Here is a 26060-nt window from a genome sequence, read left to right as displayed (position 1 = left end):
GTCAAGGTGGCGTCGGCGCAGGTGCCGGCGGCAGCTGGCCCGGGGTTTGGCGCGGGTACGACGACGCGCCCTGAACGCCCCTACGCTGGCGACCGCTCGTCAGCCGCAGCTTTACCGACGGCTCGCTTTCGCGACAGCGCCGGGGATTTCGGCTATTCCAGTTCTGAACGAGGGGCGCGACGGCTGCCGGCTTTGCCCACCCCGTTCCAGGGGCAGGCGAAGCCGGCATGGTCGCCGTCAGCTGCGCTTGATCGCGCTTTCCCAATGACGATGAAGCGCTGCGACGTCGCCGCTGGTCAGGATCGGCATGGCATCCCGCAACTGGTCGTCGGACCAATCCCACCACGTCATCTCAAGCAGCAACGCAACAAGGCGATCATCGAACCGCTTCCGGATCGTTCTGGCGGGGGAGCCACCCACAATCGCATAAGGCTCGACGTCCCGCGTCACCAGCGACCTTGTGCCGATCACCGCACCGTCGCCAATCGTGATGCCGGGCATGACGATGGCTTCCGAACCGATCCAGACGTCATTGCCGATCACCGTGTCGCCTGCGGGCCGGTAGCCGTTCTGCGCGCCGGCGAATGCCGGCACGTCGGGCATCCAGAAGAAGGGAAACGTGCTGATCCAGTCGTTCCGGTGGCCTTGGTTGCCCGCCATGATGAAGGCTGCACCAGACCCGATCGAGCAGAAACTGCCGATCACCAGCTTGTCGACCCCTTCGTCCGGGAGAAGGAATCGGGCGCAGTCATCGAAGCTGTGGCCATGGTAATAGCCGGAATAATAGCTGTAGCGGCCAAAAACGATGTTCGGGTTGGTGACCTGCTTTTCCAGAAGGATGCCCTTGAAGGGGTTTTCGAAAAAGTTCTTCATCGGATCGCTCCGCTGCATCTGAGCCGCCAGATAGGCGGTTTCCTGTCCGCGTGGGCGCGCAGACAATCGACGCGAGCCGCCAATCAGCGGTGCTCGCGGTAACGCTCTTCGCGTCAAGCGCGCCAGAGCGCGATGCAGGTGGTACTTGGTGCGGCCTTCATGGCGAGAATATTTGCAGCGGAACAGTCGGATCGCAAGAGCGAGGGGGCAAGACTTCCGCTGTGCCAATGGAGCGCGCCCCCATCTCCATTTTCAAAGAACGCCGCCGAAAAGGAAAATTTTCCTGTAATCTCCCCGCAAGCCCCCCTCACTTGCGGAGTCCCGCCATGCCTCTCGATCCCCGCAGTTTCACCGACGACCGCTTCCCCCGCTGGGCCGAAGAGCCGCCGACCCCGTCGGACGGCGCGCTGGTCCCCGGTTCGCAGTTCCATGAGGAGCAGTGGATCATGGCTGCCGGTATGCTGGCGCGCGGCAACAGCTTCCTTCAGGTCTCGCGCGCCATGGGATGCAGCCGCACCACGCTGTGGCGGGCCTATTACGGTTCCAAGGACTTTCGTCACAGGGTCTGGTGGGAACGGCAGGCGCTGAATCGCGAGGCCGAGCTGCGCCTGTCCTCTCTGCGCATCCTGGTCGCCGAGCAGATCGAGCGGCTGGTCACCTCGGGCGATCCAGCCACCGTGCGCTGGCTGGCCGAGCGGCTCGGCCTGTTCGCCGGCCTCGACCTGCCCGCGGCCAAGCGGCAGGCCGCCCAACCCGATCAGCCGCCTGACCAACAGCCCGCCGCCAAACCCGCCCCGAAACCGGAAGACCCGCCCGCCGTCATCGTCCCTGAACTGGATGACGACGACATCCCCGGCGCTCTGCGCGAACGCCATCCGCCCAGCCCGGCGCTGGTCGCCGCCGTCCTGGCCCAGCCGGAGGCAACGGGACCGAAGGGCGTCTTCCCCTATACGCTCAACCAGTATGAGGAATACCCCAACCTCAACCCCGGCCCGGTCAGTCGCCGCGCCGCCGGTGCCTTCGGACGGCGGTAGATGGAACGTCCGGCGGACTCTGTTCCACGCCGTTCCATCCGCCAGCCCGACCGCAGCGCCGGTGCCGTCAGAAGCGCAGCCCGCCGACCTCCGCCGCATTCCCCAGCAATTCCAGCGTCGCCAGCGCCATCACCTGCGCCGACTGCACCATGTCGTCGATGCCGACCCATTCGTCGGGCTGGTGGGCGAGGTCGAGGATGCCGGGGCCGTAGGCGATGCAGTCCTTCAACTGGCCGACGCGCACCACATGCTTCTGGTCGTAGGTGCCGGGGGACACCACATGCTGCGCCGGGCGGCCCAGCACCGTCTCGATGGCGGCGGCCACCGCCCGCACCACGGGGGCGTCGGCGTCGGTCATCGTCGGCAGGAAGGCCAGCACCTCGCGCAGCTCGTAGTCGAAGCCGGGACGGCTGCGGCGCAGGTCTTCCAGGATGGCGACGATCTCGCCGCGCACCGCGTCCGGGTCCTCCTCGATCAGATAGCGGCGGTCGATCACCATGCGGCAGCGGTCGGGCACCATCGGGCTGGGCAGCCCGTCATGATCCTCGCGCTGGCCGCCATGGATGGCGTTGATGTTGATGGTCGACTGGCGCGCCCCCTCCGGCACCACCGGCATGTCGGTGCGCTTGGCGGCGAGGCGCGGGATCAGCTCGGTCTCGATCCGGTGCAGCACGGCGCCCATGTGGCGAACCGCGCAGTTGCCGAGGAAGGGCATCGAGCCGTGGGCGACGCGGCCCTTGGTCTCGATCTCCGCCCACCAGACGCCGCGGTGGCCGATGCAGACGCGGTCGACGTTCAGCGGTTCCGGGATGATGACGTGATCGACCCTGGGCCGGGAGAAATAGCCGAGCTTCGCCAGATGCCCGACCCCGCCATAGCCGCCGGACTCCTCGTCCACCGTGCCGGAGATCTCCAGGGCGCCCGCCGTCAGCAAGCCTTCCTCCAGCAGCGATTCCACCGCGATGATCGAGGCGGCGATGCCGCCCTTCATGTCGCAGGCGCCGCGGCCATAGACCCTTCCGTCCTTCACCACCCCGCCGAAGGGATCGACGGTCCAGCCCTGGCCGGCCGGCACCACGTCGATATGGCCGTTGAAATGCACGCAGGGTCCCGGCCGCGGCGCCTCGATGCGGGCGACGACGTTGGTGCGCGGATAGCGGTCGCTGTCGCCGGCCGCCCCCTCCGCCCGCACATACTCCACCGCGAATCCGCGCGCCGCCAGCCTCCGGCCGATCAACTCGGCGCAGTCGGTGTAGACGTCGCCGGGCGGGTTGACGGTGGGGATGCGGATCAGGTCCTGCGTCAGCGCGACCAGCTCGTCGCGCCGCGCCTCGATCCGGTCGAAAAGCCGGCGGAACAGCTGTGTGGTAGCGGCGTCGGTGTCGGAACGCATGGCCTCTCCCGCGGCAAGGGCTCCATCAGTGTCGCCGCATCCCGATGGTCCGTCCACCCCGCCTTTCGGGAAGCGGCCCTGTTGGCGGTCTTGTGCAGCGCACTTTCCCGGATCGTCCGGGACCGCTACAGTCGCGGCGCCTCTCAGTGGAGATCCTCTATGACCGTCACGCATCCCATCGGGCTGAGCGCCCCGACCCTGGCCGACCCGGTGATCGCCGAGGCTGCGGCCCGCTTCGTCGACGCCCGCCGCAGCGCGACCGGCCTTGCCGATTTCCCCGGCCCGCTGCCGGCCGACCTCGCCACCGCCTACGCCATCCAGGCGACGGCGACCGCCGCCTGGCCCGACGAGGTCGCCGGCTGGAAAGTGGCGCGGGTGCCGCCGGCCCTGGAGGAGACGCTGGGCGCCATGCGCTACATCGGCCCGATCTTCGCCGGCACTGTGGTGACGGGTGCCGGCGGTCCCTTGACCTTCCCGGTCATCCCCGGCGGCTTCGGGGCGGTCGAGGCGGAGTTCGCGGTGCGCATCGCCGCCGATGCCCCCGCCGACAAGCTGGATTACAGCCCGGCGGAGGCCGCGGCCTTCATCGCCGCCGTCCATGCCGCCATCGAGGTGGCGGGCGGTCCGCTGGCCCCGGTCAACACGCTCGGTCCGACCGCCTCCACCGCCGTCTTCGGCAACAACAACGGCCTGATCGTCGGCGAGGAAATCGTCGGCGGCGTCGAGGGCAGCGATGCCCTCCGCGCCGAGGTGCTGATCGACGGGCAGAGCGTCGGCGTCGGCAGCAGCGCCAAGCTGCCGGGCGGCCTCGCCGCCGCGGTCGCGGTGGCGCTGAGCATCGCGGTCCGGCTCGGCCGTCCGCTGAAGGCCGGGCAGTGGATCTCCACCGGCGCGCTTACCGGCGTGCACGCCATCGCCATCGGCCAGCAGGCGCGCATTGCCTTCACCGGTCTGGAGCCGATGTCCGGCACCGCCGTCGCAGCAGGCGCAATCAGCTGACGGTTCACTCCCTTCACCATCAGCACCGCGGCCGGTGCAATCCAGGGTATGGCGCCGGTCATGGCCCGACACGGCCTTGACGGAAGCCAAATGGCGGCGGGGATGCTTCAATAGCCTCCCCCCTCCAGTCCCCGGATTTTTCCCCTTGTCCCAGTCCAGCCTGTCTTCCGAAGCGACCGCGCCCGACCTGTCCGGGGCGCGCCTGCTGCCCATCCAGATGCTGGCCGGGCTGGGGCTTGCCGTGGCCGGGGTGGTCGCCTTCTCGCTGCGGCCGGTCATCATCAAGCTGGCCTACCGCTACAATGTCGATCCGGTCACGCTGATCATGCTGCGCATGGTCTTCGCGCTGCCCTTCTTCCTGGGCATGGCGCTGTGGGCAGGGGCCAGGAAAGGGGAAAAGGCGCCGATTGCCGGACGCGACCTCGCCCTGACGGTGGCGCTGGGCGTCACCGGCTATTACGCCGCCAGCTTCTGCGATTTCCTCGGGCTGCGCTATGTCACGGCCGGGATGGGGCGGCTGCTGCTGTTCCTCTACCCGACCATCGTCGTGCTGCTGTCGGCCCTGTTCCTCGGCAAGCGGATCGGCCTGCGCGAGGTGGTGGCGCTGGTCGTCTCCTATGCCGGCGTCGCCCTGGTGGTCTGGTCGGAGATCGGGACCGGCCATTCCGATTTCATGACCGGGGCGGCTCTGGTCTTCATGGGGGCCTTCCTCTATTCGATCTATCTGGTCGGCAGCAGCCGGGTGGTCCAGCGGATCGGCTCGATGCGCTTCACCGCCTATGCGATGACGGCGGCCTGCCTGTGCTGCATCCTGCAATTCCTGGTGCTGCGGCCCCTGTCGGCGCTGGACCTGCCGCTGCCGGTCTATGGGCTGTCGGCGGTGATGGCGGTGGTCTGCACCGTGCTGCCGGTGCTGATGACGGCGGAGGCGCTGCGGCGGGTCGGCCCCAATCTGGTGGCGCTGAGCGGCGCCATCGGCCCGGTCTCCGCCGCGGTCTTCGGCTATCTGGTGCTGGCCGAACCGATGGGCTGGCTGCAACTGGCCGGTGCCGCCCTGACTGTCGCCGGCGTCATGATCATCAGCCTGTGGAAGACGGCCTGAGTTTTTCCCCTGAGTTTTTCCAGGGAATAACCGTGCGCTTTCCGTCGTCTCATCTTCCAACAGAATGAAAGGGATATCCGAGATGACGAACTATGCGACCACATCGGCGGGATATGGCGCCGCCACCACCGGGCAGGACGCGCTGCTGCTGGCGGCCCGCGTGCTGCTCGGCGCCATCTTCGTGCAGAGCGGCTTCGGCAAGCTGATGGCGCTCAGCGGCTTCATCGCCGGGATGGAGAGCCAGGGCGTGCCGATGGCCACCATCGTCGCCCCCATCGGCGCGCTGGTGGAGGCGTTCGGCGGGCTGGCCATCGTGCTGGGTGCGTGGACCCGGCTGGCAGCGCTGCTGGTCGCGGTCTTCACCGTCGCCGCAACGCTGATCGCCCACCGCTATTGGGATGCGGCGCCCGACGCCGCGAAGATGCAGCAGATCCAGTTCATGAAGAACCTCGCCATCATCGGCGGCTTCCTCTCGCTGGTCGCATCCGGCGGCGGGCGCTTCAGCGTCGACGGCTGGCTCAGCCGCCGCTGAACGGCCGAACCGGCCTGCCGATGGCCTACGAATCGTACGCCATCAGCGAGAGGCTGGGCACGTCGATCCGGCTGTGGCCGTTCAGGAAGGTCAGCTCCACCAGGAAGGCGGCGGCGCGGACGTCGGCGCCGACCTGGCGCAGCAGGCTGATGGCGGCGGCCATGGTGCCGCCGGTCGCCAGAAGGTCGTCCAGCACCACCACGCGCTGGCCGGGCTTCACCGCGTCGGCCTGCACCTCGATGGTGTCGGTGCCGTATTCGAGGTCGTAGGAATGGGCGATCTTGTCGCCCGGCAGCTTGCCGTGCTTGCGCACCATGATGAACCCGATGCCCAGCGTCAGCGCCAGCGGGGCGGCGACCAGGAAGCCGCGCGACTCGATCCCGACCAGCAGGTCCGGCTTGTGCGGGCGCACCGCCTCGGCCAGCGCGTCGATGGCGGCCTTCCAGGCGGCTCCGTTCGCCAGCAGCGGCGAGACGTCGTAGAACAGGATGCCGGGCTTCGGGAAATCCGGGATGTCGCGGATATGGTCTTTGAAGTTCATCGGAGGTCTTGTCCGTAAAGAATCGCAAGCCGGCATGCATGACCCGGTCCGCCTTCCGGCACTCTAGCCGCTGGCCACCCCGGCGCAAAGCCGCGATTGGCCGCAGACTTAAGGTGTCGCCTTGCCCCGGCTGAACCGGATTTGCCGGATGGGGTTGACCATCCGGCGATGCTCCGCCACGTTCCAGACGTGCCGGCCGAACGTACCGGTCAATGTGCGGATGCGTGCGGCGGAGCCTGTGGCAGCGACTTTAGCGAAGGACGGAGCGGCGAAGGTTGGGGCCCGGATCGAAGCCGGGAACGATCCGGGCTTGGCCGACGGCGGGTGGCGGATCGCCGCCGCCGGGCGCTGGACCCTGCAATGGGCGACGGCCGCGTCGGATGCGCTGGACCGTGCGCCCAAGCCGCCGGGCGGTGCCGCGGTGCGGCTCGATCTGGCGCGGGTGGAGGCGCTCGACACCGTCGGCGCCTATCTGCTGAACCGCCTGGCCGAACGGCTGGGGGCCGACGGGCATGCCGTGTCGGTGGCTGGCCTCCGGCCGGAGCATTCCGCCCTGTTCGACGCCGTGCGCGACGCCGGCAAGGCGCCGCCCCACCCGATCGAACGCGAACATCACCCGATCCTCGACATGGTGGTGCGCACCGGCCAGACGACGGTGAACGCCGCCAAGGAAATCCTCGATCTCGTCGGTTTCCTCGGCCTCGTCACCGTCACCTTCGCCCGGCTGATCCTGCGCCCGTCGCGCCTGCGCCTGACCTCCGTCCTGTTCCACATCGAGCAGACCGGGCTGAACGCCCTGCCGATCCTGGGGCTGCTGTCCTTCCTGATCGGCGTGGTACTGGCCTTCCAGGGGGCCGACCAGTTGAAGCGCTTCGGGGCGGAACTGTATGTGGTGAACCTGCTGGGCATCTCCGTCCTGCGCGAGATCGGCATCCTGATGACGGCGATCATCGTCGCCGGCCGCTCCGGTTCCGCCTTCACCGCGCAGATCGGCACCATGAAGGTCAACCAGGAGGTCGACGCCATCGGCACCATGGGCCTCGACCCGGTGGAACTGCTGGTGGTGCCGCGGGCGCTGGCGTTGATGATCACCCTGCCGCTGCTGGCCTTCTACGCCGACGTGATGGGGCTGTTCGGCGGCGCCGTGATGGCCTATGCCACGCTGGACATCACCTTCGGGCAGTTCATCCGCCAGCTTCACAGCGCCGTCGGCATCAACACGGTGATCGCCGGGCTGATCAAGGCGCCGGTCTTTGCCCTGGTGATCGCCATGGTCGGCTGCTACGAGGGGCTGAAGGTCTCCGGCAGTGCGGAAAGCGTCGGCGTCATGACCACCAAGGCGGTGGTGGAGGGCATCTTCCTGGTCATCGTCATCGATGCGGTCTTCTCAGTCCTCTTCTCCATGCTGGGGGTATGATGGCCGGCGCTCCCGTCATCCGCGTGCGCGGACTGGTCACCCGCTTCGGCCCGCAGACCGTCCATGACGGCCTCGACCTCGATGTCGAGCGGGGGGAGGTGCTCGGTGTCGTCGGCGGTTCCGGCACCGGCAAGTCGGTGCTGCTGAAGGAAATCCTCGGCTTGATCGACCCCGCCGCCGGCCGGATCGAGCTGCTGGGCCACGACACCGCCGAACTGGACCGGGCGGAGCGTACCGCGTTGCAGGCCCGCACCGGCGTGCTGTTCCAGAACGGCGCCCTGTTCAGCTCGATGACGGTGGCGGAGAATGTGATGCTGCCGCTGAAGGAGCACACCGGCCTGCCCCCGGCGCTGATCGCCGAGGTGGCGCGGGTGAAGATTGCCATGGCCGGGCTGCCGCCCGATGCCGGCACCAAGCATCCGGCCCAGCTGTCGGGCGGCATGATCAAGCGCGCCGGCCTCGCCCGCGCCCTGGCGCTCGACCCCGACATCCTGTTCCTGGACGAGCCGACCGCCGGCCTCGACCCCATCGGCGCCGCCGCCTTCGACACGCTGATCCAGGGCTTGCAGCGCAGCCTGGGGCTGACCGTCTTCATGGTCACCCACGATCTGGACAGCCTGACCTCCATCTGCGACCGCATCGCCGTGCTGGTCGACAAGAAGATCCGGGTGGGCACCCTGGCCCAGCATCTGGCCGATCCCCACCCGTGGATCCACGACTATTTCCACGGACCGCGCGGCCGCGCGGCCCTCGACGCCAGAGAGCGCAATCAGGCTCGACGCCACGAAGAAGAAGACGCCAGGCGTCTTGCGAAAGGGTAGGGGCACGTCATGGAAACCCGCGCCAGCTACATTCTGGTCGGCAGCTTCGTGCTGGCTCTGGTCGCCGGCCTGCTGGTCTTCACCGCCTGGATCGCCAAGGTCCAGCTCGATGAAACGCGCGAGACCTACCGCATCTATTTCACCGGCTCCGTCACCGGGTTGCAGCAGGGCAGCCCGGTGCGCTACCGCGGCGTGCCGGTGGGAACCGTGTCGGACATCCGGCTCGACCCCGACAACGTGACGCGGGTCCGGGTGACGATCATGGTGCAGAACGGCACGCCGATCATGTCCGATTCCATCGCCTCGCTGGAGGTGCAGGGCATCACCGGCGGCGCCTATGTCCAGATCTCCGGCGGGAATGTGGGGGGCAAGCGCCTGACCGCCACCGATGCCGACGGCGTGCTGACCATCCCGTCGCGGCCCAGCTCGCTGACCGCGGTGGTCGACAGCGCGCCGCAGCTGGTCAACCGCTCGCTGGAGGTCATCACCAAGCTGGGCGAGATGCTGAACGGCGAGAACCAGAAGGCCATCGGCGACATCCTGGCCAACGCGCGCACCATCAGCGCCGAGCTTGCCCGCGCCAGCGCCGGCCTGGAGGAAACCATGACCCAGGCGCGCCAGACCCTGCACGGCTTCGAGACGGTAGGACCCCAGCTGGACCGCACGCTGGCGCAGGCGCACGACACGCTGGCGACGGTCGACGGCACCGCCAAGCAGCTGGGTGGCGAGACGCGCGAGCTGTTGCGCTCGCTGAAGCGCACGTCGGACACACTGAATTCGCTGGTCGCCGAAAACCGCGAGCCGGTGCGCGACTTTACCGCCACGGGGCTGTATGAATTGACGCTGCTGATCACCCAGTTGCGCGATCTGTCCGGACAGCTGTCGCGGGTGGTCACCCGGATCGAGAACGACCCGTCGAACTTCCTCTTCGGCGGGACGCGGCAGGGCGTGGAGGTGCGTGGGAAATGAGGCGGGTGACGATGGTGCGTAGCAGGTTTGCAGGGGCTATCGTGCGTGGGATGTGCGGGGCGGCCCTGCTGCTGGGGCTGGCCGCCTGTTCGACGCTGAACCCGACGGCGCCGCATCTCTACACCCTGACCCCGCGGGCCAGCGTCGCCGCCGGCCCGAAGGCCGACTGGCAGCTGCTGGTGGAGACGCCGGCGGCGGCGGCGGGGATCGACACGCCGCGCATCGCGCTGGCCCGCACGCCGACCTCGCTCGACTATTTCGCCGACGTATCCTGGGCCGACCGGGCGCCGAACATGGTGCAGGGGCTGATCGTCCAGACCTTCGAGGACAGCGGCCGCATCGTCTCGGTCGGGCGCGACACGGTGGGGCTGCGCTCCGACTATGTGCTGAAGTCGGAACTGCGCGATTTCCAGGCGGAATACGCCACGCCGGGTTCGGCCATGCCGGACCGGGTGCATGTTCGGCTGTCGGCCAAGCTGGTCGCCATGCCGCGTCGGACCATCGAGGCCGGCGAGACCTTCGAGGCGTCGGCGCCGGTGCGCGGCCGCTCCTTCACCGACGTGATCGCCGCCTTCGACCAGGCGCTGGGACAGGTCACCGGCGAACTGGTCAGCTGGTCGCTGTCGCAGCGCTTCCGCCCTTCCGGCAGTTGACGGCCGGCAAGCGCAGGCGGGACTGCAACCGCAGGCGCGATGTCCGAAAAGACCTTGCCACGCCCGTATAGCCGCGTACGTAATAGGGATGTTCGCGCAGCACAGGATCGGGCGATGACGGATTTGTCGGACGTGTCGCGGGAAGAGTTGGAGGCGATGGCCGAGGCGGGACGCGAAGTACGCCTGTGCCAGCGCGTTCTCGCCAAGACCGGTGACACGGTGGTGGGCGAGCTACTGCGCGGCCACGGCACGCTGTACGAGTGGAAGCATTATCCGCCGGGCGACGTCTACGACGCCGAGTTCCATGCCCAGTATTATTACCACTGCCATCCCGAAGGCGAGCGGCCGCATGGTGAGCATGGCCATTTCCACACCTTCCTGCGCCCGCACGGCATGCCGCCGGGCCTGCGGCCGGCGCCGCTGGCCGATTTCATGGCACCGGACAACGACAACGACGCGCTGTCCCACCTGATCGGCATCGCCATGGACGTCGCCGGCCAGCCGGTGCGGCTGTTCACCACCAACCGCTGGGTGACGGGCGAGACCTGGTACAAGGCGGACGACGTGATCGCCATGCTCGACGCCTTCGAGATCGATCACGCCCGGCCGTCCTGGCCGGCCAACCGCTGGATCACGGCGATGATGCGGCTGTTCCGTCCCACCGTCGTCGCCCTGTTGAGCGAACGCGACACCGCCATCCGGCATTGGGCCGACAGCCATCCCGATGCCTATGTCTATGAGGACCGCGGGCTGGAGGTCGCCTCGCAACGCCACATCTCTGTGGAGCAGCAGATCGCCGAGGTGGCGCTGCAGCTGCGCGGGACGCGCCGCCGCGGCTCCATCCTGCCGGAACCGCCCAGCTTCGTCGAAATCCCGTGATCCGCTTCCCGGCGGATGGGCTTATGACCGCAGGGCGTTAAGGAAGGTTCAACCGTTTCGGAAGATCCTGAACGTGTGGACAAGTCTCCGCCCACACCCGCGCGGGTTTTGCGTTCCGCGTCCAATATGGAGACGGACCAGGGCAGGAAGGGTCCGGGACCCATGAGTGACGATTTCAAGTCGGGTCATCTGACCCAGCAGGACGTGGCGCGGCTTCTGGCCGACCCGTCGCCGAACAGCCGGACCGATCTGGCCGCCAAGCTGTCCCAGCAGTTCGACAGCCCCGAGCTGTCGCAGGCGGAGCGCAAGCTGGCGGAGGACATCATCCGCGTCATGGTCAAGGACACGGTCCTGCGTGTCCGCCAGACCCTGGCGGAAAACCTGAAATCCAGCCCCTCCCTGCCGCGGGACGTCGCCCTGACCCTGGCCCGCGACGTGGAGGCGGTGGCGATTCCGGTGCTGAGCGTCTCCACCGTGCTGACTCCGGCCGATCTGGTCGAGATCGTGCGCTCCGGCGCCGATGCCAAGAGCACCGCCATCGCCCAACGCCCGACCGTGCCGGCCGCCGTCGCCGACGCGCTGATCGAAAGCGGGTCCGAACGCGCTGTCGCAGCATTGGTCGCCAACGAGGGGGCGGAACTGGGCGAGCAGAGCCTGGGCCGCGTCATCGACCGTTTCGGCGCCAGCGAGGCGGTACAGGACCCGCTGGTCCACCGCTCCAGGCTGCCGATCACCATCGCCGAACGGTTGGTGGCGGTTGTGTCGGAACGGCTGCGCCAGCATCTGGTCTCGCACCACGAACTGCCGTCGAAGGTCGCGTCGGAGCTGATTCTGCAGAGCCGCGAGCGGGCGACCGTCGCCCTGTTCACCGGTGAAAGCGACGAAGGGGCGCTGGACCGTCTGGTGACGCAGCTTGCCCGCACAGGCCGCCTGACGCCGTCGCTGCTGGTCCGTTCTCTGTGCACCGGCGACATCGCTTTCTTCGAGACGGCGATGTCGCGCATGGCGAATGTGCCGATGACCAATGCCCGGCTGCTGATCCACGATGCCGGCCGGCTGGGGCTGAAGTCTCTGTACGACAAGGCGAAGCTGCCGCCGGCCTTGTTGCCGGCCTGCCGCATCGCCATCGACGTGCTGAAGGAGACCCCCTATGACGGCGAGCCGGGCGACCGCGAACGCCACCGCCGCCGGGTCATCGAGCGCATCCTGACCCAGTATGAGGATCTGGCGCCGGAGGATTTGGAATTCCTGCTGGCGAAGCTGGGCGACATGATGCAGCCGGAAAACGCGGCGGCGTGACCAACCCGACCTTTTTCTCCGGTCCCGGCCAGCCGGCAGGCGGCGGTCCGGCCGACGCCGTCCGCCGGCTGGAACGCCGCATTGCCGAATTGGAATCCGCTTTGCGCCAGAGCGAGGCGCGGGCCGGCGAAGCACGCTTCCGATCGCTGTTGCGGACGGCGGCCAGCATCATCCTGGTTCTGGGCGACGACGGCCGCATCGTGGAGGCCAACCGCGACGCCGAGCGCGCCTTCGGGCTCGAGGCCGGCAGCGCCATTGGCCGTCTCTGGGCCGAGGCGATGAGAGAGCAGCCGACCGGCCCCTTCGCCGCCCAGCTTGCCGTCGCCGCGATGGGCACGGAGGTCCGCAACTTCGAGCAGGTCCTGCGTGAGCAGGATCGCATGAGCGAGCGGGTGCTGCTGTGGAACCTGAACCGCCTGCCGAAGGCCGATGGCGCTTCCGGGGGCATCCTGTGCGTCGGCCAGGACATCACCCGGCGCAAGCGGGCCGAACTGGCAGTGCGGCAGGCCCGTGACGAGCTGGAGATGCGGGTGGCGGAGCGCACCCGCGCGCTGATGCAGGAGGTTCAGGAACGCCGCCGCGCCGAGCAGGCGCTGATCCAGGCCAAGGAGCAGGCCGAACTGGCCAACCGCGCCAAGAGCGAGTTCCTGGCCAACATGAGCCATGAGCTGCGCACGCCGCTGAACGCCATCATCGGCTTTTCCTCGATGATGGAGAGCGAGATCGTCGGGCCGCTCGGCCATCCCAAATATCTCGACTATGCCAAGGTGATCGGCAAGTCGAGCCAGCATCTGCTGGCGGTCATCAGCGACATCCTGGACGTCGCCAAGATCGAGGCCGGCAAGCTGGAAATGCACCCCCAGCCGATGGATGTCCGTGACGCGGTGGAAAGCTCTCTCCTGCTGATCGCCGAGCGGGCGGAGGAGGGCGGACTGACCCTGTCCCAGGACATCGCCCCCGACACCCCCCACCTGCTGGGCGACCCCGTGCGGGTGAAGCAGATCCTGCTGAACCTGCTGAGCAATGCGGTGAAGTTCACCCCCGTCGGCGGCAGCGTCGCCCTGCGGGTCCGTCCGGAGGGCGGCCGCATCCTGATCGAGGTCACGGACAGCGGGATCGGCATGAGTGCGGAGGGCATCGCCATCGCCCTGCAACCCTTCGGTCAGGTTGACAGCCAGCTGTCCCGGCGGTCCGGCGGCACCGGACTGGGCCTGCCGCTCGTGCGGTCCTTCGTCGATCTGCTGAACGGCACGCTGGACATCCGCAGCCGCGAAGGGGAAGGCACGACGGTCAGCGTGCGCCTGCCGGTGGCGTTGCCGTACGACGGGGAATAGCCAGGGCCCGAACCAATCAGGGAATGACATGTCTGAGATACAGGGGCCGGCGGCGCAGGACGGCGACCGGAACGATGTGCCGTTGTCCGTCGCGATGGTGTTCGGGATTTCCGGGGTCGATCCGCTGGATTGGGATGCCTGTGCCGCCGGCAAGGGGCCGTTCGTGAGTCATGCCTATCTGACGGCGTTGGAAGAAAGCGGTTTGGCAGGCCCGGACTTCGGCTGGCGTCCCGCTCATATGATCGTGCGGGAGGCGTCTGGCCGGTTGGTCGGCGTGGCTCCCCTCTATCTGCGCGACCGCTCGACGGACGAATTCTGGCCGGATCAGGCCTGGGTCGATGGCTATCAGGCTTCGGGTGGGCGCTATTTCCCGAAGCTGGTCATGGAGATTCCCTACACGCCTGTGACCGGGCCGCGCATCCTGCTGCGGAATGGGGCGCCGTCCGGCACGGCCGATGCGCTGATCGGCGCCCTGCGGTCGCTTGCCCACAAGCACGGACTGTCGTCCATCCATGTCTGCTTTCCCGACGAAGAGGACCGGGCCCGTTTCGAGGCGGCCGGATGGCTGACCCGCCATGCCGTCGATTACGAGTGGCGGAACGAGGGATATCGCGACTTCGCCGATTTCACCGCCGCCCTGTCGAGCCGCCGGCGCAGAGTGATGCTGTGGGAGCGCCGCAAAATCGTTGCGAGCGGGGTGCGGTTCCGCGAGGTGCCGGGCAGCCGGGTCGCGGAGGCCGATGTCGCGATTTTCCTCGACTTGCTGAGCGACCTTCATCTCCGCCGGGGGAGGCGTCAGGCACTGACCATGGATTTCGTCTTGCGGCTCTGTGCCGTCCTGGGCGATGCCGTGATGCTGACCTTCGCCGAATCCGGCGGCGTTGCGATCGGCGCCCTGATGACGGTGGAAGGGGACGATTGCCTCTATGTCCGGACCTGGGGGGCAAGGAAGGAAGCGCGCTTCGTTCATTTCGAAACCTGCTATTACCGCAGCATCGAACGGGCGATTGCCCATGGCCTCAGCCGGGTGAATGGTGGGCGCGGCGGGCCGCACAAGCTTGAACGCGGTTTCCTGCCGGTGCTGGCCCATGCCTGCCACTGGTTCCTTCACACCAACATGCGCGGCGCGGTCGCGGAAGGGTTGGAACTGTACAACGCAAAGGCTCTCGCCAAATTCGCACAGGAGCAGGCCCGCTCCCCTTACCGGCAACGGGATGGCCGATAGGTGCTTGCACGGCATGGTGAGGCGGGCCACCTTGCCTCTTTGAATGGACGAGGGGCGGAGTAGGACATGACTGTAAGCCGCGACGATCTGAAGACGCGCATCGGGCAGGCGCTGGGAGAGGCGAAGGCCGATCTGGTCATCAAGAACACGCGCTTTCTCAATGTCGTGACCGGCGAGATCGCGGAAGGTGACATCGCCGTCTGCGGCGAGGTCATCGTCGGCACCTACGAGTCCTATGATGGGGTGGAGGAGATCGATGGGCGCGGGCTGACCGTGGTTCCCGGCTTTATCGATACCCATGTCCATTGCGAGTCCACCTGCGTCACCCCGCAGGAGTTCGACCGCTGCGTCCTGCCGCGTGGCACCACCACCGCCATCTGCGACCCGCACGAGATCTGCAATGTGCTGGGGGAGCAGGGGCTGCGCTATTTCCTCGACAGTGCGGGGGGGACGGCGCTCGACCTGTTCGTGCAGTTGTCCTCCTGCGTGCCGGCGACGGAGCTGGAAACGTCGGGCGCCCGGCTGGAGGCGCCGGACCTGATGCGCCACATGGACCATCCCCGCGTGCTGGGGCTGGCGGAGTTCATGAACTTCCCCGGCGTCTTCCACAAGGTGGACGGGGTGCTGGACAAGCTGGCCGCCTTCGACGGGCGCCACATCGACGGCCACGCCCCGCTGGTGTCGGGGAAGGAGCTGAACGCCTATCTCTCCTGCGGCATCCGCAACTGCCACGAGACGACCAGTGCGGATGAGGCGATGGAGAAGCTGCGCAAAGGCATGCAGGTGCTGATCCGCGACGGGTCGGTGTCGAAGGATGTCCATGCCCTGGCCGAAGTGATCACGCCGGAGACCTCCCCCTTCCTCGGCCTCTGCACCGATGACCGCAATCCGCTGGACATCGCGGAGGAGGGGCACATGGATCACCTGATCCGCAGCGCCATCCGCCTCGGTGCGCCGGTCGCCCATGTCTATCGTGCCGCCACCTGGTCGGCGGCACGCGGTTTCCGCCTCTATGACCGCGGGCTGGTGGCGCCGGGGCATCGCGCTGACCTCGTCCTGCTCGACGATCTGGAGGACTGCGCGGTCAACCGGGTCATCCGCAACGGCAAGATCGTCGGGCCGCACAGTTTCGACGGCCGGCCGGCGGTAACGCCGGTGGGGCTCGCTTCGGTGAAGCTGGAGCCGGTGGCGGACGAGGATTTCGTCGTGCCGGCCGGCGGGTCGGTCCAATCGGTGATCGGGCTGGAGCCGGGCAGGATCCTGACCGAACACCGCCGGATCGAGGTGCCGGTGGTGGGCGGCCGGATGGTGGCCGATCCGTCGCGCGACCTGCTGAAGATCTGCGTCTTCGCCCGCCATGGCAGCAACCGCAACATCGGCCGCGGTTTCGTCCAGGGCTTCGGCATCGCGGAAGGGGCGCTTGCCTCGTCGGTCGGGCATGACAGCCACAACATCTGCGTGGTCGGTGCCAGCGACGCCGACATGCGCGTCGCGGTCAACCGGCTGATCGAGCTTCAGGGCGGCTTCGTCGCCGTGCGCAACGGGCAGGTGGTCGGCGAATTGGCCCTGCCGCTGGCCGGGCTGATGAGCCTGGAGCCGTTCGAGACGGTGGAGGTGAGGCTGCGGTCCCTGCGCGCCGCCGTCCGCGCCATGGGCTGCCCGCTGGCCGAGCCCTTCCTGCAATTGGCCTTCCTGCCGTTGCCGGTCATCCCGCACCTGAAGATCACCGACCGCGGCATGGTCGATGTCGACCGCTTCGAGCTGATTGCCGCCTGAGCGGGCGAACTGCCCAGGAAAACGGCAAAAGCCTGAGGATCGAGCGGATGCGGTCGGTTGGGAGGCCGGGAGCCTGGCCATCTGACGGCCCCCTCTCCGCTTGTGGGAGAGGGGCGGGTGAGGGGTCGCAAACACAGGGTTTCCATCGGCCTACCGGCTGCCACCTCCCTCACTCCAACCCTTTTCCCGCAGGGGACGAGGGGCTTTCATCGGGGTGGGAAACGGCCGAAAGATTTATACAATTTGGTGCAGGCGCTCTGGCACGGGCTTTGCCACGACAACACATGTTTCGTTGTCTGTCATCGAGCGAGCCCGACCCGCCATGACCCATCTGGCCCCGATGATCCATCCGTTGCACAGCCTGCTGCCGGTCCGGCCGCCGGAAACCGTGTCGATGCGGACGCGGGACGGCATTCGGCTGGATGCCGACCTTTACCGCCCCGATGCCGTGGGGACTTGGCCGGTCCTGCTGCTGCGGGTTCCCTGCGGCCGTCGCGTTGCCTTGACCAGCCATTACGCCCACCCGCGCTGGTATGCGGCGCGCGGCTATGTCGTGGTGGTGCAGGATATGCGCGGCTGCGGCACCTCGGACGGCCGGTTCCGACCCTTCGAGGCGGAACGGGAGGATGGGGCCGACGCCATTGCCTGGGCGGCGTCCCTGCCGGGATCGTCGGGGGCGGTGGCGATGTATGGCTGCGGCTATGCCGGCATGGCGCAGTGGCTGGCACTGGCCGAGGCGCCGCCGGCCCTGCGGGCGGTGGCGCCGGCCTTCGCCGGCTGGGACGTGTTCTCCGACTGGGCTTACGAGGGTGGGGCGTTCCGGCTGGCAGATGCCATGAGCTGGGCCCTGCACACCGCCGCCGACGCGGCACGGCGGGTCGAGGACGGCACCGGCCACCGGGTGCTGTCGGACGCGGCGCGCAGCCTGCCCATCGATGATGAAATTCCGTCGAGGCCGCAGGCCCTGCGCGACTATGCCCGCTACACCCATTACGACGACTGGCTGACCAACCCGGTGCCCGGACCGGCCTGGGCCGCGCTGTCGCCCAGGGCCATGCAGGACAGCATGCCGGCCGATGTGGCGGTCCTGCAGGTCGGCGGCTGGTACGATCCGCGGCTGGCCGGCATGCTGGATGCCCATGACCGCCTCAAGGAACGCGGGCGGGCGCCGGTGCGGCTGGTGGTCGGCCCCTGGGGCGCTGACGGACCGGCCGCGGCACCCGGGCAGGCTCCGACGCTCGACACGCTGCAGCTTGCCTGGTTCGAACGGGTGCTGAAGGGAGAGGTGGCCGACCGCGGCGGTCCGGTCCGCCTGCATGACGTGGAAGCGGGACGCTGGCACGACCTGCCCGACCTTCCTGCGGCCGAGGCCGTCCTGCATCTGTCCAGCGATGGCCTCGCCAACCGGCAGGGCGGGCGGCTGGAGTTGGAGATGCCCGAAATGGAGGCACTCGACGTGGTGGTCCACGATCCGCGCGCGCCGGTGCCGACGGTGGGCGGCCATGCGGTGCCGGACGCTTGCGGCCGCCCCGACCGCGCCGCCGTGGACCGCCGCCCGGATGTCGCCACCTACACCAGCCTGCCGCTGGACGAACCGTTGACGCTGGCCGGGCGGGTGGCGCTGGAGCTGTGGGTGGAGGCCGACGCTCCGTCCTTCGACATCAGCGCCGTGCTGTCGGTGGTGCGGCCCGACGGGCAGGTGCTGCCGCTGACCCAGGGCCATGCTCGGGTGGAACCGGGCGACCCGACCCGGCCGCTGACCGTCGCCATGCGGGCGGCCTGTGCCACCCTGGCGCCGGGATCGGCCTTGCGCCTCAGCCTTGCCGGCTCCTGCTTCCCGGCCTATCCGGTCAATCCCGGCACCGGGGCGGAACCGGGCGAGACCCGCCGGGTCGATGCGTTGCCGATCACGTTGCTGATCCACAGCGGTCCCGACCGGCCGTCGCGCCTGCGCCTGCCGGCCGCGCTGTCCGCTTAAGGCGTCTCGTCTCCGTCTGTGCCCTGGCCGGCGGCCTCCAGGCAGAAGTCGAGGCTCTGCGACAGGAAGCGCAGCATCAGGTCGCGGAAAGGCGTCTTGTCGCCAACCGCCCAGGCCCGCTCCACAAGATCCAGATAGAGGCTGCGGTCGTCGGCGCCGATCACCACCGGCGGATAGCCCGCGCGGTTCAGGATCAGGTTGCACAAGAGCAACGCGGTCGCCCGGTTGCCGGTATCGAAGGGGCGGATGGCGCTCAGCCGGTGATGCGCCTCGAAGGCGGTGTCGGGGCCGGCGTCGGACTTGCGCATCCAGGTCGACAACGCCGACATCGACACGCGCAGCTTGGCCGGATCCGGTGCGGTTTCCGCCGGGTCGTCCTTCGGCGCAGCATTGCGGTATTTGCCGGCGTCGTCGTCGATCCCGCGATAGAGCACATTGTGGAAGGCGGTGACGGTGCGCTCGGTGACCGCCCCCGACGGGTCGAAGGACAGCCGCGCCATCAACTCCAGGGCGGCGCGGTGGTTCAGGACGAATCGCTGCTCCTCGACCGCACGGTGGCGCAGGACGCTGCCGCGCTCCAGTATGGCCTTCACGTCGGCGCGCTTGAGCGGATAATCCTCCAGCGCCGCGGCGGCGGCGGTCAAATCCAGCTCGAACCGGTCGGCGATGCCGTGGACGACCTCCTGCGGCAGGGGGCGTGCGGCGTCCAGCGCCCGTTTCTTCTCCGCGATCTCGTCGAGCAGGGCCATCGGTTACTCTGTCGCTTTGGCAGGGGAGGGGGGAGCGCACCGCGCATCTTACCGCCCCCTGCGGGGATTTGCCGCTTGGACTGGCACGGTTGCCGGTTTTAGGATCCCTGTCAAGATGTCCACAACCCTGCCATGGCCGGCCGCAACCGCTTGATTCCGCGGGATGCACCTGCAATTGCGGGATGCGACGGGGAAGATCGCTGCGATGAGCTATGTCGTCTGGGACGAATCCATGAGCGTCGGCGTGCCCGTGCTCGACGACGAGCATCGGCGGCTCCTCGACCTGTTCAACGGCCTGCTGGAAAGCGGCATCACCCCCGCCAACCGCGAGGAGCTGTCCAGCCTGCTCGCCAGCCTCCGCGACTATGTCGCCGTCCATTTCGCGCGGGAGGAGGCGATGATGGTGCGCTGCGGCTATCCCGACCTCGACGGCCACCTCGCCGCCCACCGCTATTTCGCCGACGAGGTGGAAAAGCTGGCCCGCGACTTCGAGGGCGACAACCCCACCATGCTGCGCGTGGACCTGATACTGCTGCTGAAGGACTGGTTCGTGGAGCACATCCAGCAGACCGACAGCCAGTACAAGCCCTATGTGGGGGAGCTTGCATAAGGCGGGACAATTCCCTCTCCCCCGAAGGAGAGAGGGGCTTTTTCACTGCTTCGCGGCGGCTTTCTGGTCGGGCAGGCCCTTGTCGAGCTTGGCCTGGATGGCTCCCTTGTCGGTCTCCTCGTCGGCGCTGCGCAGCGCACGCATCCACTGGAAGCGGGCCTCGTTCCGGCGGCCGGCCCGCCAATAGGCGTCGCCGAGATGGTCGTTGATGGTCGGATCGCCCGGCTTCAACTCGACCGCGCGTTCCAGCTTGGCGACCGCCGCCTCGTAATCGCCCAGCGTGTAGAGCGCCCAGCCCAGGCTGTCGACGATGTAGCCGTCGCGCGGGCGCAGTTCCACCGCGCGCTCCACCATCGCCCTGGCCATGGGCAGATTCTCGCCGCGATCGATCCAGCTGTAGCCGAGGAAGTTGAGCAGCGACGGCTCGTCCGGGCGCAGCTTCAGCGCGGTTTGCAGGTCGGCTTCGGCCTGTTGCCACTGCTTGGTCTTCTCGAAGCACATCGCACGGGCGTAGAGCAGCGGCCAATGCCGCTCCTGCGGCGTGCCGATCCGCTCCAGCGCCGTGGTGTAGGCAGGGATCGCCTCGGCGTAGCGCTTGGAGTAGCGGTAGATGTCGCCAAGGCGGGTGATCGCATCGGTGCGCTCCGGCCGTTCGGCGGAGAGATCCTCGAGAATCGCGATGGCCTCGTCGTTGCGGTCCATGCGGGCGAGGCTGTCGGCCTCGCGCATGCGGGCGGTCCAGCCCAGCAGCGGATCCGTCTCCAGGCGCTTGTAGGCGGCCAGCGCCTCCTCGTGATGGTCGCGCGAGGCGGTGATGTCGCCGATCAGCAGATGGGCCAGCGCCAGATCGTCACGCAGATGCAGGGCGATGCGGCCGAACAGCAGGGCCGGCTCGTCGGCATTCTCGTGGTGCAGCGCACTGCCCAGGTCGAACAGCGCTTCCGCCAGACCGGACCGGGCATTGGGAACCGGGCGGGCTTCCGACGGTGCGTTCGCCATGGCGGCCAGCGCCGGCTCCACCAGCAGCCCGTCGGGGTTGTTGCCCTGGAAGGTCTGATAGAGCTTGCGCGCCTCGTCCTTGCGGCCGGTGCGCGTCATGAAGTTGCCGACGATCTGCACCACCCGCAGCGGCGCGTCGGTGTCCGTCACCTTGGCGTAGCGGGCCGCCGCCTCGTCGTTGCGGCCGGCAAGATCGAGGATCAGCGCGGCATGCAGGTTGTAAAGCGCCTCGAAGCCCTTGACGTCGGCCAGCGGCTGCAGAGCCGCCAGCGCCTCGTCCGTCTTGCCGCGGGCAGTCACCAGCCACGCGCGGGTCAGCGGCGTCAGGAAGCGGCCGAGCCCGTCGGACGGCAGCCGGGCGGCATAGCCGTCGGCCTCGTCCAGCTTGCCCTTGGCCAGCGCATCGGCGGCCAGCAGGGTCAGCGCCATCTGCGGCTCGCCCTGGCCGTTGAGCAGCCGGTTGGCATGGTCGATCGCCGCTTCGATCCGCCCCTCGCCCAGCCGCAGCAGGAAGGTGCGGCCCAGCAGGGCGGGGTCGTCCGGGTCGGCGGCCAGCGCCTGCGCGGTGAAGCGCGCCGCCGCGGTCCAATCGTCCTGGTGCTGGGCATAGCGGCCGGCCAGATAGCTGCCGGTGGCCGATCCACCGCCATCCGCGCCCCGGTCTACACCGGAGCCCGCACCGGGACCGGCGGCAAGGGCGGGCGTCAGGGTGGTCCCGGACATCAGGATGGCCAGGGAGACCGGCAGCAACCGGCGTCGGAACCTCGTCATGCTCTCGTCACCTCGTTTTCCGAGTCGGTATCCCATCATCTTCGGCAGGGCGCGGGCAAGAGACTTTCGTACGCGTCCCCTTTTCGCATTTGCTAACGCCACTCCCGCCGCACCTGCTCGATCCGTTCCGGTCGCAGAATGTCGGTGGCGTGGGCGTCCATATGGGTGCGCAAGTCTTCCGGCATGCCCGGCGACAGGCTGGCACCCTCCACCGACCAGCGGGCCATCCAGGACAGGGTGCGCAGCCAGGTCAGCCGGCGCAGTGGCTTCAGCCAGGGCAGCACCTCGTCGGCGAGGTCGCCCGGCACCGCCATCGCCCAGGCTGCGACGAAGGCGTCGATGTCCTCCGGGGCCAGTTCCGCATTCACCGCCGGGTCCCATCTGGTCGAGGTGTAGAGGCTGGCATGGGCCAAGTCGCTGGCCGGGTGGCCGTATTGCAGCTTCTCCAGGTCGGTAAACCACGCCTTGCCGTGGCCGTCGATCAGGAAGTTGCCGGGATGCACATCCACCCCGACCGCGGTCAGGGGCATCGGCGTTTCGGGTGGCGGTACGAGGTCGCCGACACGGGCGGCGGCAAGCTCCTCCGCGATCAGGACGCGGGCCTCGGTCGACAGGGGGGCATTGTCGAACCACGCCGCCTGCCGTTCGACCTGGGCCAGCAATGCGGCGACAGGATCGGGCGGGGCGGGCAGCGGCTCGTAGAAGTCCGGCGGCGCCATGCGGTGCAAAGCCGCCAGTGCGCGAGCGATGGCCGGCATGTCGCCGGGCAGGACGGGCGTCCGCCCCTCGACCTCGCCGACCACCAGGGCGCCCAGCGTCAGCCCCTCGCCGGGCGGCAGCAGGCCGGCGAAGCGCGGGGTGTGGCCTGACATCTCCGCCCGCCGGAAGGCGGCGGCCTGCCGGTCCAGTGCCGTCCAGGCATCGAGTCCGAGCTGGCTCCAGCGCGGGATGCGGGCGACCAGCCGCCGGTCGCGCAGCCGCACATGGTCGTGGGCGACGCCCTTCAGCGGCATCGGCTCCAGCGCGTCGGCGGAGAGATCGGCAAGGCGCGGCAGCCGGATCAGGGCGGCGTGCAGCGCCGCCATCGAAAAGCCCAGGGGTTCGCTCACGCCATATGCTCGCGCAGGCGGGGCATCAGTTCCACCAGATTGCAGGGGCGATGCCGGTTGTCGAGCTGCCAGACCAGGATGTCGTCCCAGGCGTCGCGGCAGGCGCTGGGCGAGCCGGGCAGGGCGAAGATGTAGGTGCCGTTGGCGACGCCGCCGGTCGCCCGGCTCTGGATGGTGGAGGTGCCGACCTTGGCATAGCTGAGATAGCGGAACAGCTCGCCGAAGCCGGAGATCGCCTTCTCATACAGGGCCTCGACTGCCTCGGGCGTCACATCGCGGCCGGTAACGCCGGTGCCGCCGGTGGTCAGGACCACGTCGATCTGCGGATCGGCGATAAAGGCCTGTACCTGGGCCCGGATCGCCGCGATGTCGTCCCGGACGATGGTGCGGACGGCGAGCCGGTGGCCGGCCCCGGCGATCCGCTCCGCCAGGGCATCGCCGGAGCGGTCATCGGCGGCGCTGCGGGTGTCGGACACCGTCACCACGGCGATGTTCACGGGAAGGAAGGGGCGGCTCTCGTCGATCTTCGGCATGGCGGCAGACGTGTCCTCATGTCGGGCCGAAGCCCGACATGGGCGCCGGCGGTCAGGGTATCGGGCTGGCCTCTCCCCGCTCAGCAACCGTTTCAACCGGCACCGTCACTGGCGCCGTTTCCACCGGGTCCGGTGCCGCAGCGACCGGCAGGTCGGCGACCGGGGGAGCCGCTTTCGCCGCAGGCTGCGGATCGGGACGGGCAGCGACCTGGGGCGGACGGCCGTCCATGGGAACATAGGCCGGCCATTTCCCGTCGGCGACGGCGGTGAGCGAGGCGGTCTCCTGGCCCAGCCGAAGCTGGTAGATCCAGAAGTTCGCCATCACCTTCTCCACATAGTCGCGCGTCTCGCCGAAGGAAAGGCTTTCGATGAACAGCAGCGGATCGGTGATGTCGCTCAGATCCCGCCGCCAGCGCGCCAGCGTGCCCGGCCCGGCATTGTAGGCGGCCGTCGCCAGGAACATGTTGCCGTCGATCTCCGGCATGCCCAGCAGTTCCGACAGGTAGCGCTGGCCAAGCTCCATGTTGCGGGACGGGTCGAACAGGGCGTCGCGGTTGGCGTCGTCGCTGCCGATGTCGGCGTTGCGCTCCCGCACATGCTGGGCGGTGCTGGGCAGGATCTGCATCAGCCCTGTCGCACCGGCGGAGCTGACCAGCCGCGGGTCGAAGCGCGATTCCTGCCGCATCACCGCGAAGACCAGCGCGCGGTCGACCGCGAAGCCGTCGCGCGGCGTCCAATGGGGCAGCGGGTAGAGTGCCGCAGCATAGGGGGCGCCGTCCGGACCGGCCACCGCATTGCCGAGCCGCAGCGCCAGCGAGGCCACCCCGGCGCGGTCGGTCAGCGCGACCATCGCCTGTTCGATCAGCGGCTCGCCCTGCGGGTCGATGCGTTGCAGCTCGAGCCCCGCCAGTTCGCGCTGACCGGCCTGGAGCAGGGCGATGGCACGGGATCCTGCCGGCTTGGCCGCCATCGCCGCCAGCTGCCGCCCGGTCAGATCCGGTGCCTGCCAGCGCACGTCGCCCAGGCTGCCCAGCGTCTGCAGGGCGATCAGGCCATAGAAGGTGTGGGGATAGCGGGCGGCGGCGGTCAGATGCTCCGCCGCCTCCTTCTCCTTGCCGGGCTTGCGGGCCAGCGCGCGGGCCGCCCAGTAATCGGCCGCGGCGGCCTTCCAGGGATTACGTGGGCCGGCGGCGGCCATGCCGGTGAAATGGCGGGCGGCGCGGTCGGTCTGCTTCAGCCGCCAAGCGGCCAGACCGGCGATCCAATGCGCCTCGGGCAGCATGTCGCCCGACCGCGCGGCACTGGCCGAGGCGAGCGTCAGTGCCTGGGCCGTCTCGCCGGCATAATAGAGGGTAGCCGCGATGCGGGCGCGGGCGGCGTCATACTGCACGGTGTCGAGCTTGCCGCCGAACTCGTCCTGGCCCAGCAGGCTCAGCGCGCTGTTGGTGCGGCCGGAGCGCAGCAGCTCTTCCACCCGCGCCACTGCCGCCCGGTCGCTGCGGGCACGGGACATTGTGCGGCTGCGCGGGGCGACGGTGACGCTGTCGTCATCGTCCTCCTCGTTGCTGGCGACGGTGCGCAGGCCGCCCAGCCGCTCCAGCGACCCGACGAGGCGGACACGCTCCTCGCCGCGCGGCGGCTTCGGCGCCCGCTGGCCGGCGGGCTGGCGTTTCTGGGCCAGAGCGTAGACCCGCTCCGCCCCGGCGAGGTCGCCGTAATCCTGCATCCAGCGGGCGAGTTCCTCGTAGCCGGCGCGGCGGTCGGGGTGGAGATAGCGCTGGCGCAGGACATAGCCGATCAGCCGGCGGTCCTTCAGCTTCACCATCTCCGCGTCGGCGGCGTCCCACTCCGCCCGCTCCTGGGCTGCGAAGATGCGGCGGTAGCGGGCGGCATCCTCCTCGTCCAGCTGGACGGCGCGGGCCTCGTCGTCGGTTCCCAGCAGCAGGGGCGCTCCAGCGGGGGCGGCGGGCATCTCGTCCGCTAACGGGGCCGCCGGTGCGTCAGCCGGCGGGCTGTCCGAGGCGGTTGGGTTGGAAATGTCGGGGAGCCCCGCGGCGGGATCGCTTGGCGCGTCACCGAAAACGGAGCTGTCGGGGTCAGGCACGGAATCCCCGCCGGGCGGGACGGCAGCGTGACCGTCCGGCGCGTGGATGATGAGGGCAGCGCAAGCGGGCCGGAGCCCGACCGCACCGTCGGGTCCCAGGGTGTAAGCCACCGTGAGACCCAGCACCCCCAGAAGGTTCCGCCGCAGCAGGGTCGCGCTCGCGACCCGGTGTGCTGCACTGCAAAATATCCGGAGCATGACTCCGGGATACCCTACGGCCGCGAGAACCGCAAGCAACGGATTCCCACGGATTGTGTCAGCGAGGGTAATCGCCAAATGTTACAACGGCTTAACAAGCCTGGGAAAAAGGCTCTAGCCCATTGGGAAGGTGCCTTTCGGCAAGTCTTGATAGCATTTGTG

General features: G+C 68.8%; 23 protein-coding genes. 15 read left to right on the top strand and 8 right to left on the bottom strand.

Annotated elements, in window-relative coordinates:
• Positions 1-237 precede the first annotated feature (237 nt).
• Positions 238-873, bottom strand: a complete 636-nt coding sequence (catB, locus tag ABNQ38_RS13640; protein ID WP_377807504.1) for a type B chloramphenicol O-acetyltransferase — start codon at positions 871-873, stop codon at positions 238-240.
• A 326-nt stretch (positions 874-1199) separates the two neighbouring features.
• Between catB and ABNQ38_RS13635 the strand changes: the two genes are divergently transcribed.
• Entirely contained in the window at positions 1200-1907 is a 708-nt protein-coding gene (locus tag ABNQ38_RS13635) for a hypothetical protein (RefSeq protein WP_377807503.1), read from the top strand.
• A 67-nt stretch (positions 1908-1974) separates the two neighbouring features.
• Here ABNQ38_RS13635 and ABNQ38_RS13630 read toward each other — a convergent pair whose 3' ends face one another.
• Positions 1975-3300: an acetylornithine deacetylase/succinyl-diaminopimelate desuccinylase family protein gene (locus ABNQ38_RS13630; protein ID WP_377807502.1), complete on the bottom strand. Its 1326-nt coding sequence runs from the start codon at positions 3298-3300 to the stop codon at positions 1975-1977.
• Between the two features lie 159 nt (positions 3301-3459).
• Here ABNQ38_RS13630 and ABNQ38_RS13625 point away from each other — a divergent pair, with 159 nt between their 5' ends.
• The 3 genes from ABNQ38_RS13625 (at position 3460) to ABNQ38_RS13615 (ending at position 5933) form a co-directional block, all read left to right on the top strand.
• Positions 3460-4299 carry a 2-keto-4-pentenoate hydratase gene (locus ABNQ38_RS13625; RefSeq protein ID WP_377807501.1) on the top strand — a complete coding sequence of 280 codons (840 nt, stop codon included), beginning with the start codon at positions 3460-3462 and terminating at the stop codon, positions 4297-4299.
• Between the two features lie 145 nt (positions 4300-4444).
• Positions 4445-5401, top strand: coding sequence for a DMT family transporter (locus ABNQ38_RS13620; protein ID WP_377807500.1), 957 nt, complete (start codon positions 4445-4447; stop codon positions 5399-5401).
• An 82-nt stretch (positions 5402-5483) separates the two neighbouring features.
• The gene (locus tag ABNQ38_RS13615) at positions 5484-5933 is read left to right on the top strand and encodes a DoxX family protein (protein WP_377807499.1); all 450 of its coding nucleotides are present in this window, start codon (positions 5484-5486) and stop codon (positions 5931-5933) included.
• Between the two features lie 25 nt (positions 5934-5958).
• On the opposite strand, the gene ABNQ38_RS13610 is transcribed toward ABNQ38_RS13615, so the two are convergent.
• On the bottom strand, positions 5959-6474 hold the full coding sequence (locus tag ABNQ38_RS13610) for an adenine phosphoribosyltransferase (RefSeq protein ID WP_377807498.1): 516 nt from the start codon (positions 6472-6474) through the stop codon (positions 5959-5961).
• 310 nt (positions 6475-6784) lie between these two features.
• On the opposite strand from ABNQ38_RS13610, the gene ABNQ38_RS13605 reads away from it, so the two are divergent.
• From ABNQ38_RS13605 to ABNQ38_RS13560, 10 genes are all read left to right on the top strand, one after another.
• Positions 6785-7891 (top strand): ABC transporter permease, encoded by a 1107-nt coding sequence (locus ABNQ38_RS13605; protein WP_377807497.1) that lies wholly within the window; start codon positions 6785-6787, stop codon positions 7889-7891.
• Complete coding sequence (locus ABNQ38_RS13600; protein ID WP_377807495.1) at positions 7888-8712, top strand: ABC transporter ATP-binding protein; 825 nt, start codon at positions 7888-7890, stop codon at positions 8710-8712. The genes ABNQ38_RS13605 and ABNQ38_RS13600 overlap by 4 nt, the downstream gene beginning before the upstream one ends.
• Positions 8713-8721: 9 nt before the next feature.
• The gene (locus ABNQ38_RS13595) at positions 8722-9681 is read left to right on the top strand and encodes an MlaD family protein (protein WP_109049962.1); all 960 of its coding nucleotides are present in this window, start codon (positions 8722-8724) and stop codon (positions 9679-9681) included.
• A 50-nt stretch (positions 9682-9731) separates the two neighbouring features.
• Positions 9732-10334: an ABC-type transport auxiliary lipoprotein family protein gene (locus ABNQ38_RS13590; protein WP_377807840.1), complete on the top strand. Its 603-nt coding sequence runs from the start codon at positions 9732-9734 to the stop codon at positions 10332-10334.
• 114 nt (positions 10335-10448) lie between these two features.
• The gene (locus ABNQ38_RS13585; RefSeq protein ID WP_377807494.1) at positions 10449-11213 is read left to right on the top strand and encodes a DUF6969 family protein; all 765 of its coding nucleotides are present in this window, start codon (positions 10449-10451) and stop codon (positions 11211-11213) included.
• A gap of 162 nt (positions 11214-11375) precedes the next feature.
• Positions 11376-12512, top strand: coding sequence for a DUF2336 domain-containing protein (locus ABNQ38_RS13580; RefSeq protein WP_098735181.1), 1137 nt, complete (start codon positions 11376-11378; stop codon positions 12510-12512).
• Positions 12509-13846 carry a PAS domain-containing sensor histidine kinase gene (locus ABNQ38_RS13575; RefSeq protein ID WP_377807492.1) on the top strand — a complete coding sequence of 446 codons (1338 nt, stop codon included), beginning with the start codon at positions 12509-12511 and terminating at the stop codon, positions 13844-13846. The genes ABNQ38_RS13580 and ABNQ38_RS13575 overlap by 4 nt, the downstream gene beginning before the upstream one ends.
• A gap of 28 nt (positions 13847-13874) precedes the next feature.
• Entirely contained in the window at positions 13875-15071 is a 1197-nt protein-coding gene (locus ABNQ38_RS13570; protein ID WP_377807490.1) for a GNAT family N-acetyltransferase, read from the top strand.
• A 66-nt stretch (positions 15072-15137) separates the two neighbouring features.
• On the top strand, positions 15138-16847 hold the full coding sequence (ade, locus tag ABNQ38_RS13565; RefSeq protein WP_377807489.1) for an adenine deaminase: 1710 nt from the start codon (positions 15138-15140) through the stop codon (positions 16845-16847).
• A gap of 322 nt (positions 16848-17169) precedes the next feature.
• The gene (locus tag ABNQ38_RS13560) at positions 17170-18825 is read left to right on the top strand and encodes a CocE/NonD family hydrolase (RefSeq protein WP_377807488.1); all 1656 of its coding nucleotides are present in this window, start codon (positions 17170-17172) and stop codon (positions 18823-18825) included.
• Here ABNQ38_RS13560 and ABNQ38_RS13555 read toward each other — a convergent pair.
• Complete coding sequence (locus ABNQ38_RS13555; RefSeq protein ID WP_377807487.1) at positions 18822-19574, bottom strand: Fic family protein; 753 nt, start codon at positions 19572-19574, stop codon at positions 18822-18824. The genes ABNQ38_RS13560 and ABNQ38_RS13555 overlap by 4 nt on opposite strands.
• A 205-nt stretch (positions 19575-19779) precedes the next feature.
• On the opposite strand from ABNQ38_RS13555, the gene ABNQ38_RS13550 reads away from it, so the two are divergent.
• The gene (locus ABNQ38_RS13550; RefSeq protein WP_377807486.1) at positions 19780-20184 is read left to right on the top strand and encodes a bacteriohemerythrin; all 405 of its coding nucleotides are present in this window, start codon (positions 19780-19782) and stop codon (positions 20182-20184) included.
• A 42-nt stretch (positions 20185-20226) separates the two neighbouring features.
• Here ABNQ38_RS13550 and ABNQ38_RS13545 read toward each other — a convergent pair whose 3' ends face one another.
• From ABNQ38_RS13545 to ABNQ38_RS13530, 4 genes are all read right to left on the bottom strand, one after another.
• On the bottom strand, positions 20227-21954 hold the full coding sequence (locus ABNQ38_RS13545) for a tetratricopeptide repeat protein (RefSeq protein ID WP_377807485.1): 1728 nt from the start codon (positions 21952-21954) through the stop codon (positions 20227-20229).
• Positions 21955-22046: 92 nt separating this feature from the next.
• Complete coding sequence (locus tag ABNQ38_RS13540; RefSeq protein WP_377807484.1) at positions 22047-23063, bottom strand: aminoglycoside phosphotransferase family protein; 1017 nt, start codon at positions 23061-23063, stop codon at positions 22047-22049.
• Positions 23060-23596, bottom strand: a complete 537-nt coding sequence (moaB, locus tag ABNQ38_RS13535; RefSeq protein WP_377807483.1) for a molybdenum cofactor biosynthesis protein B — start codon at positions 23594-23596, stop codon at positions 23060-23062. Before moaB ends, ABNQ38_RS13540 begins: the two co-directional genes overlap by 4 nt.
• A 52-nt stretch (positions 23597-23648) precedes the next feature.
• Positions 23649-25568 (bottom strand): lytic transglycosylase domain-containing protein, encoded by a 1920-nt coding sequence (locus ABNQ38_RS13530; protein ID WP_377807482.1) that lies wholly within the window; start codon positions 25566-25568, stop codon positions 23649-23651.
• Between the last annotated feature and the right edge of the window lie 492 nt (positions 25569-26060).

It is taken from the genome of Azospirillum sp. A29 (genome assembly GCF_042604625.1).
GTDB classification, from domain to species: domain Bacteria; phylum Pseudomonadota; class Alphaproteobacteria; order Azospirillales; family Azospirillaceae; genus Azospirillum; species Azospirillum palustre.
The sequence above is the reverse complement of the archived record's forward strand: the minus strand, read 5'-3'. Positions and strand labels throughout refer to the sequence as shown.

Bases quoted from the DNA above. Each gene is read 5' to 3' on its own strand.
- catB (WP_377807504.1), bottom strand. From the start codon at position 873: ATGAAGAACTTTTTCGAAAACCCCTTCAAGGGCATCCTTCTGGAAAAG.
- ABNQ38_RS13635 (WP_377807503.1), top strand. From the start codon at position 1,200: ATGCCTCTCGATCCCCGCAGTTTCACCGACGACCGCTTCCCCCGCTGG.
- ABNQ38_RS13630 (WP_377807502.1), bottom strand. From the start codon at position 3,300: ATGCGTTCCGACACCGACGCCGCTACCACACAGCTGTTCCGCCGGCTT.
- ABNQ38_RS13625 (WP_377807501.1), top strand. From the start codon at position 3,460: ATGACCGTCACGCATCCCATCGGGCTGAGCGCCCCGACCCTGGCCGAC.
- ABNQ38_RS13615 (WP_377807499.1), top strand. From the start codon at position 5,484: ATGACGAACTATGCGACCACATCGGCGGGATATGGCGCCGCCACCACC.
- ABNQ38_RS13610 (WP_377807498.1), bottom strand. From the start codon at position 6,474: ATGAACTTCAAAGACCATATCCGCGACATCCCGGATTTCCCGAAGCCC.
- ABNQ38_RS13600 (WP_377807495.1), top strand. From the start codon at position 7,888: ATGATGGCCGGCGCTCCCGTCATCCGCGTGCGCGGACTGGTCACCCGC.
- ABNQ38_RS13595 (WP_109049962.1), top strand. From the start codon at position 8,722: ATGGAAACCCGCGCCAGCTACATTCTGGTCGGCAGCTTCGTGCTGGCT.
- ABNQ38_RS13590 (WP_377807840.1), top strand. From the start codon at position 9,732: ATGTGCGGGGCGGCCCTGCTGCTGGGGCTGGCCGCCTGTTCGACGCTG.
- ABNQ38_RS13585 (WP_377807494.1), top strand. From the start codon at position 10,449: ATGACGGATTTGTCGGACGTGTCGCGGGAAGAGTTGGAGGCGATGGCC.
- ABNQ38_RS13580 (WP_098735181.1), top strand. From the start codon at position 11,376: ATGAGTGACGATTTCAAGTCGGGTCATCTGACCCAGCAGGACGTGGCG.
- ABNQ38_RS13570 (WP_377807490.1), top strand. From the start codon at position 13,875: ATGTCTGAGATACAGGGGCCGGCGGCGCAGGACGGCGACCGGAACGAT.
- ade (WP_377807489.1), top strand. From the start codon at position 15,138: ATGACTGTAAGCCGCGACGATCTGAAGACGCGCATCGGGCAGGCGCTG.
- ABNQ38_RS13560 (WP_377807488.1), top strand. From the start codon at position 17,170: ATGACCCATCTGGCCCCGATGATCCATCCGTTGCACAGCCTGCTGCCG.
- ABNQ38_RS13555 (WP_377807487.1), bottom strand. From the start codon at position 19,574: ATGGCCCTGCTCGACGAGATCGCGGAGAAGAAACGGGCGCTGGACGCC.
- ABNQ38_RS13550 (WP_377807486.1), top strand. From the start codon at position 19,780: ATGAGCTATGTCGTCTGGGACGAATCCATGAGCGTCGGCGTGCCCGTG.
- ABNQ38_RS13545 (WP_377807485.1), bottom strand. From the start codon at position 21,954: ATGACGAGGTTCCGACGCCGGTTGCTGCCGGTCTCCCTGGCCATCCTG.
- moaB (WP_377807483.1), bottom strand. From the start codon at position 23,596: ATGCCGAAGATCGACGAGAGCCGCCCCTTCCTTCCCGTGAACATCGCC.
- ABNQ38_RS13530 (WP_377807482.1), bottom strand. From the start codon at position 25,568: ATGCCCGCCGCCCCCGCTGGAGCGCCCCTGCTGCTGGGAACCGACGAC.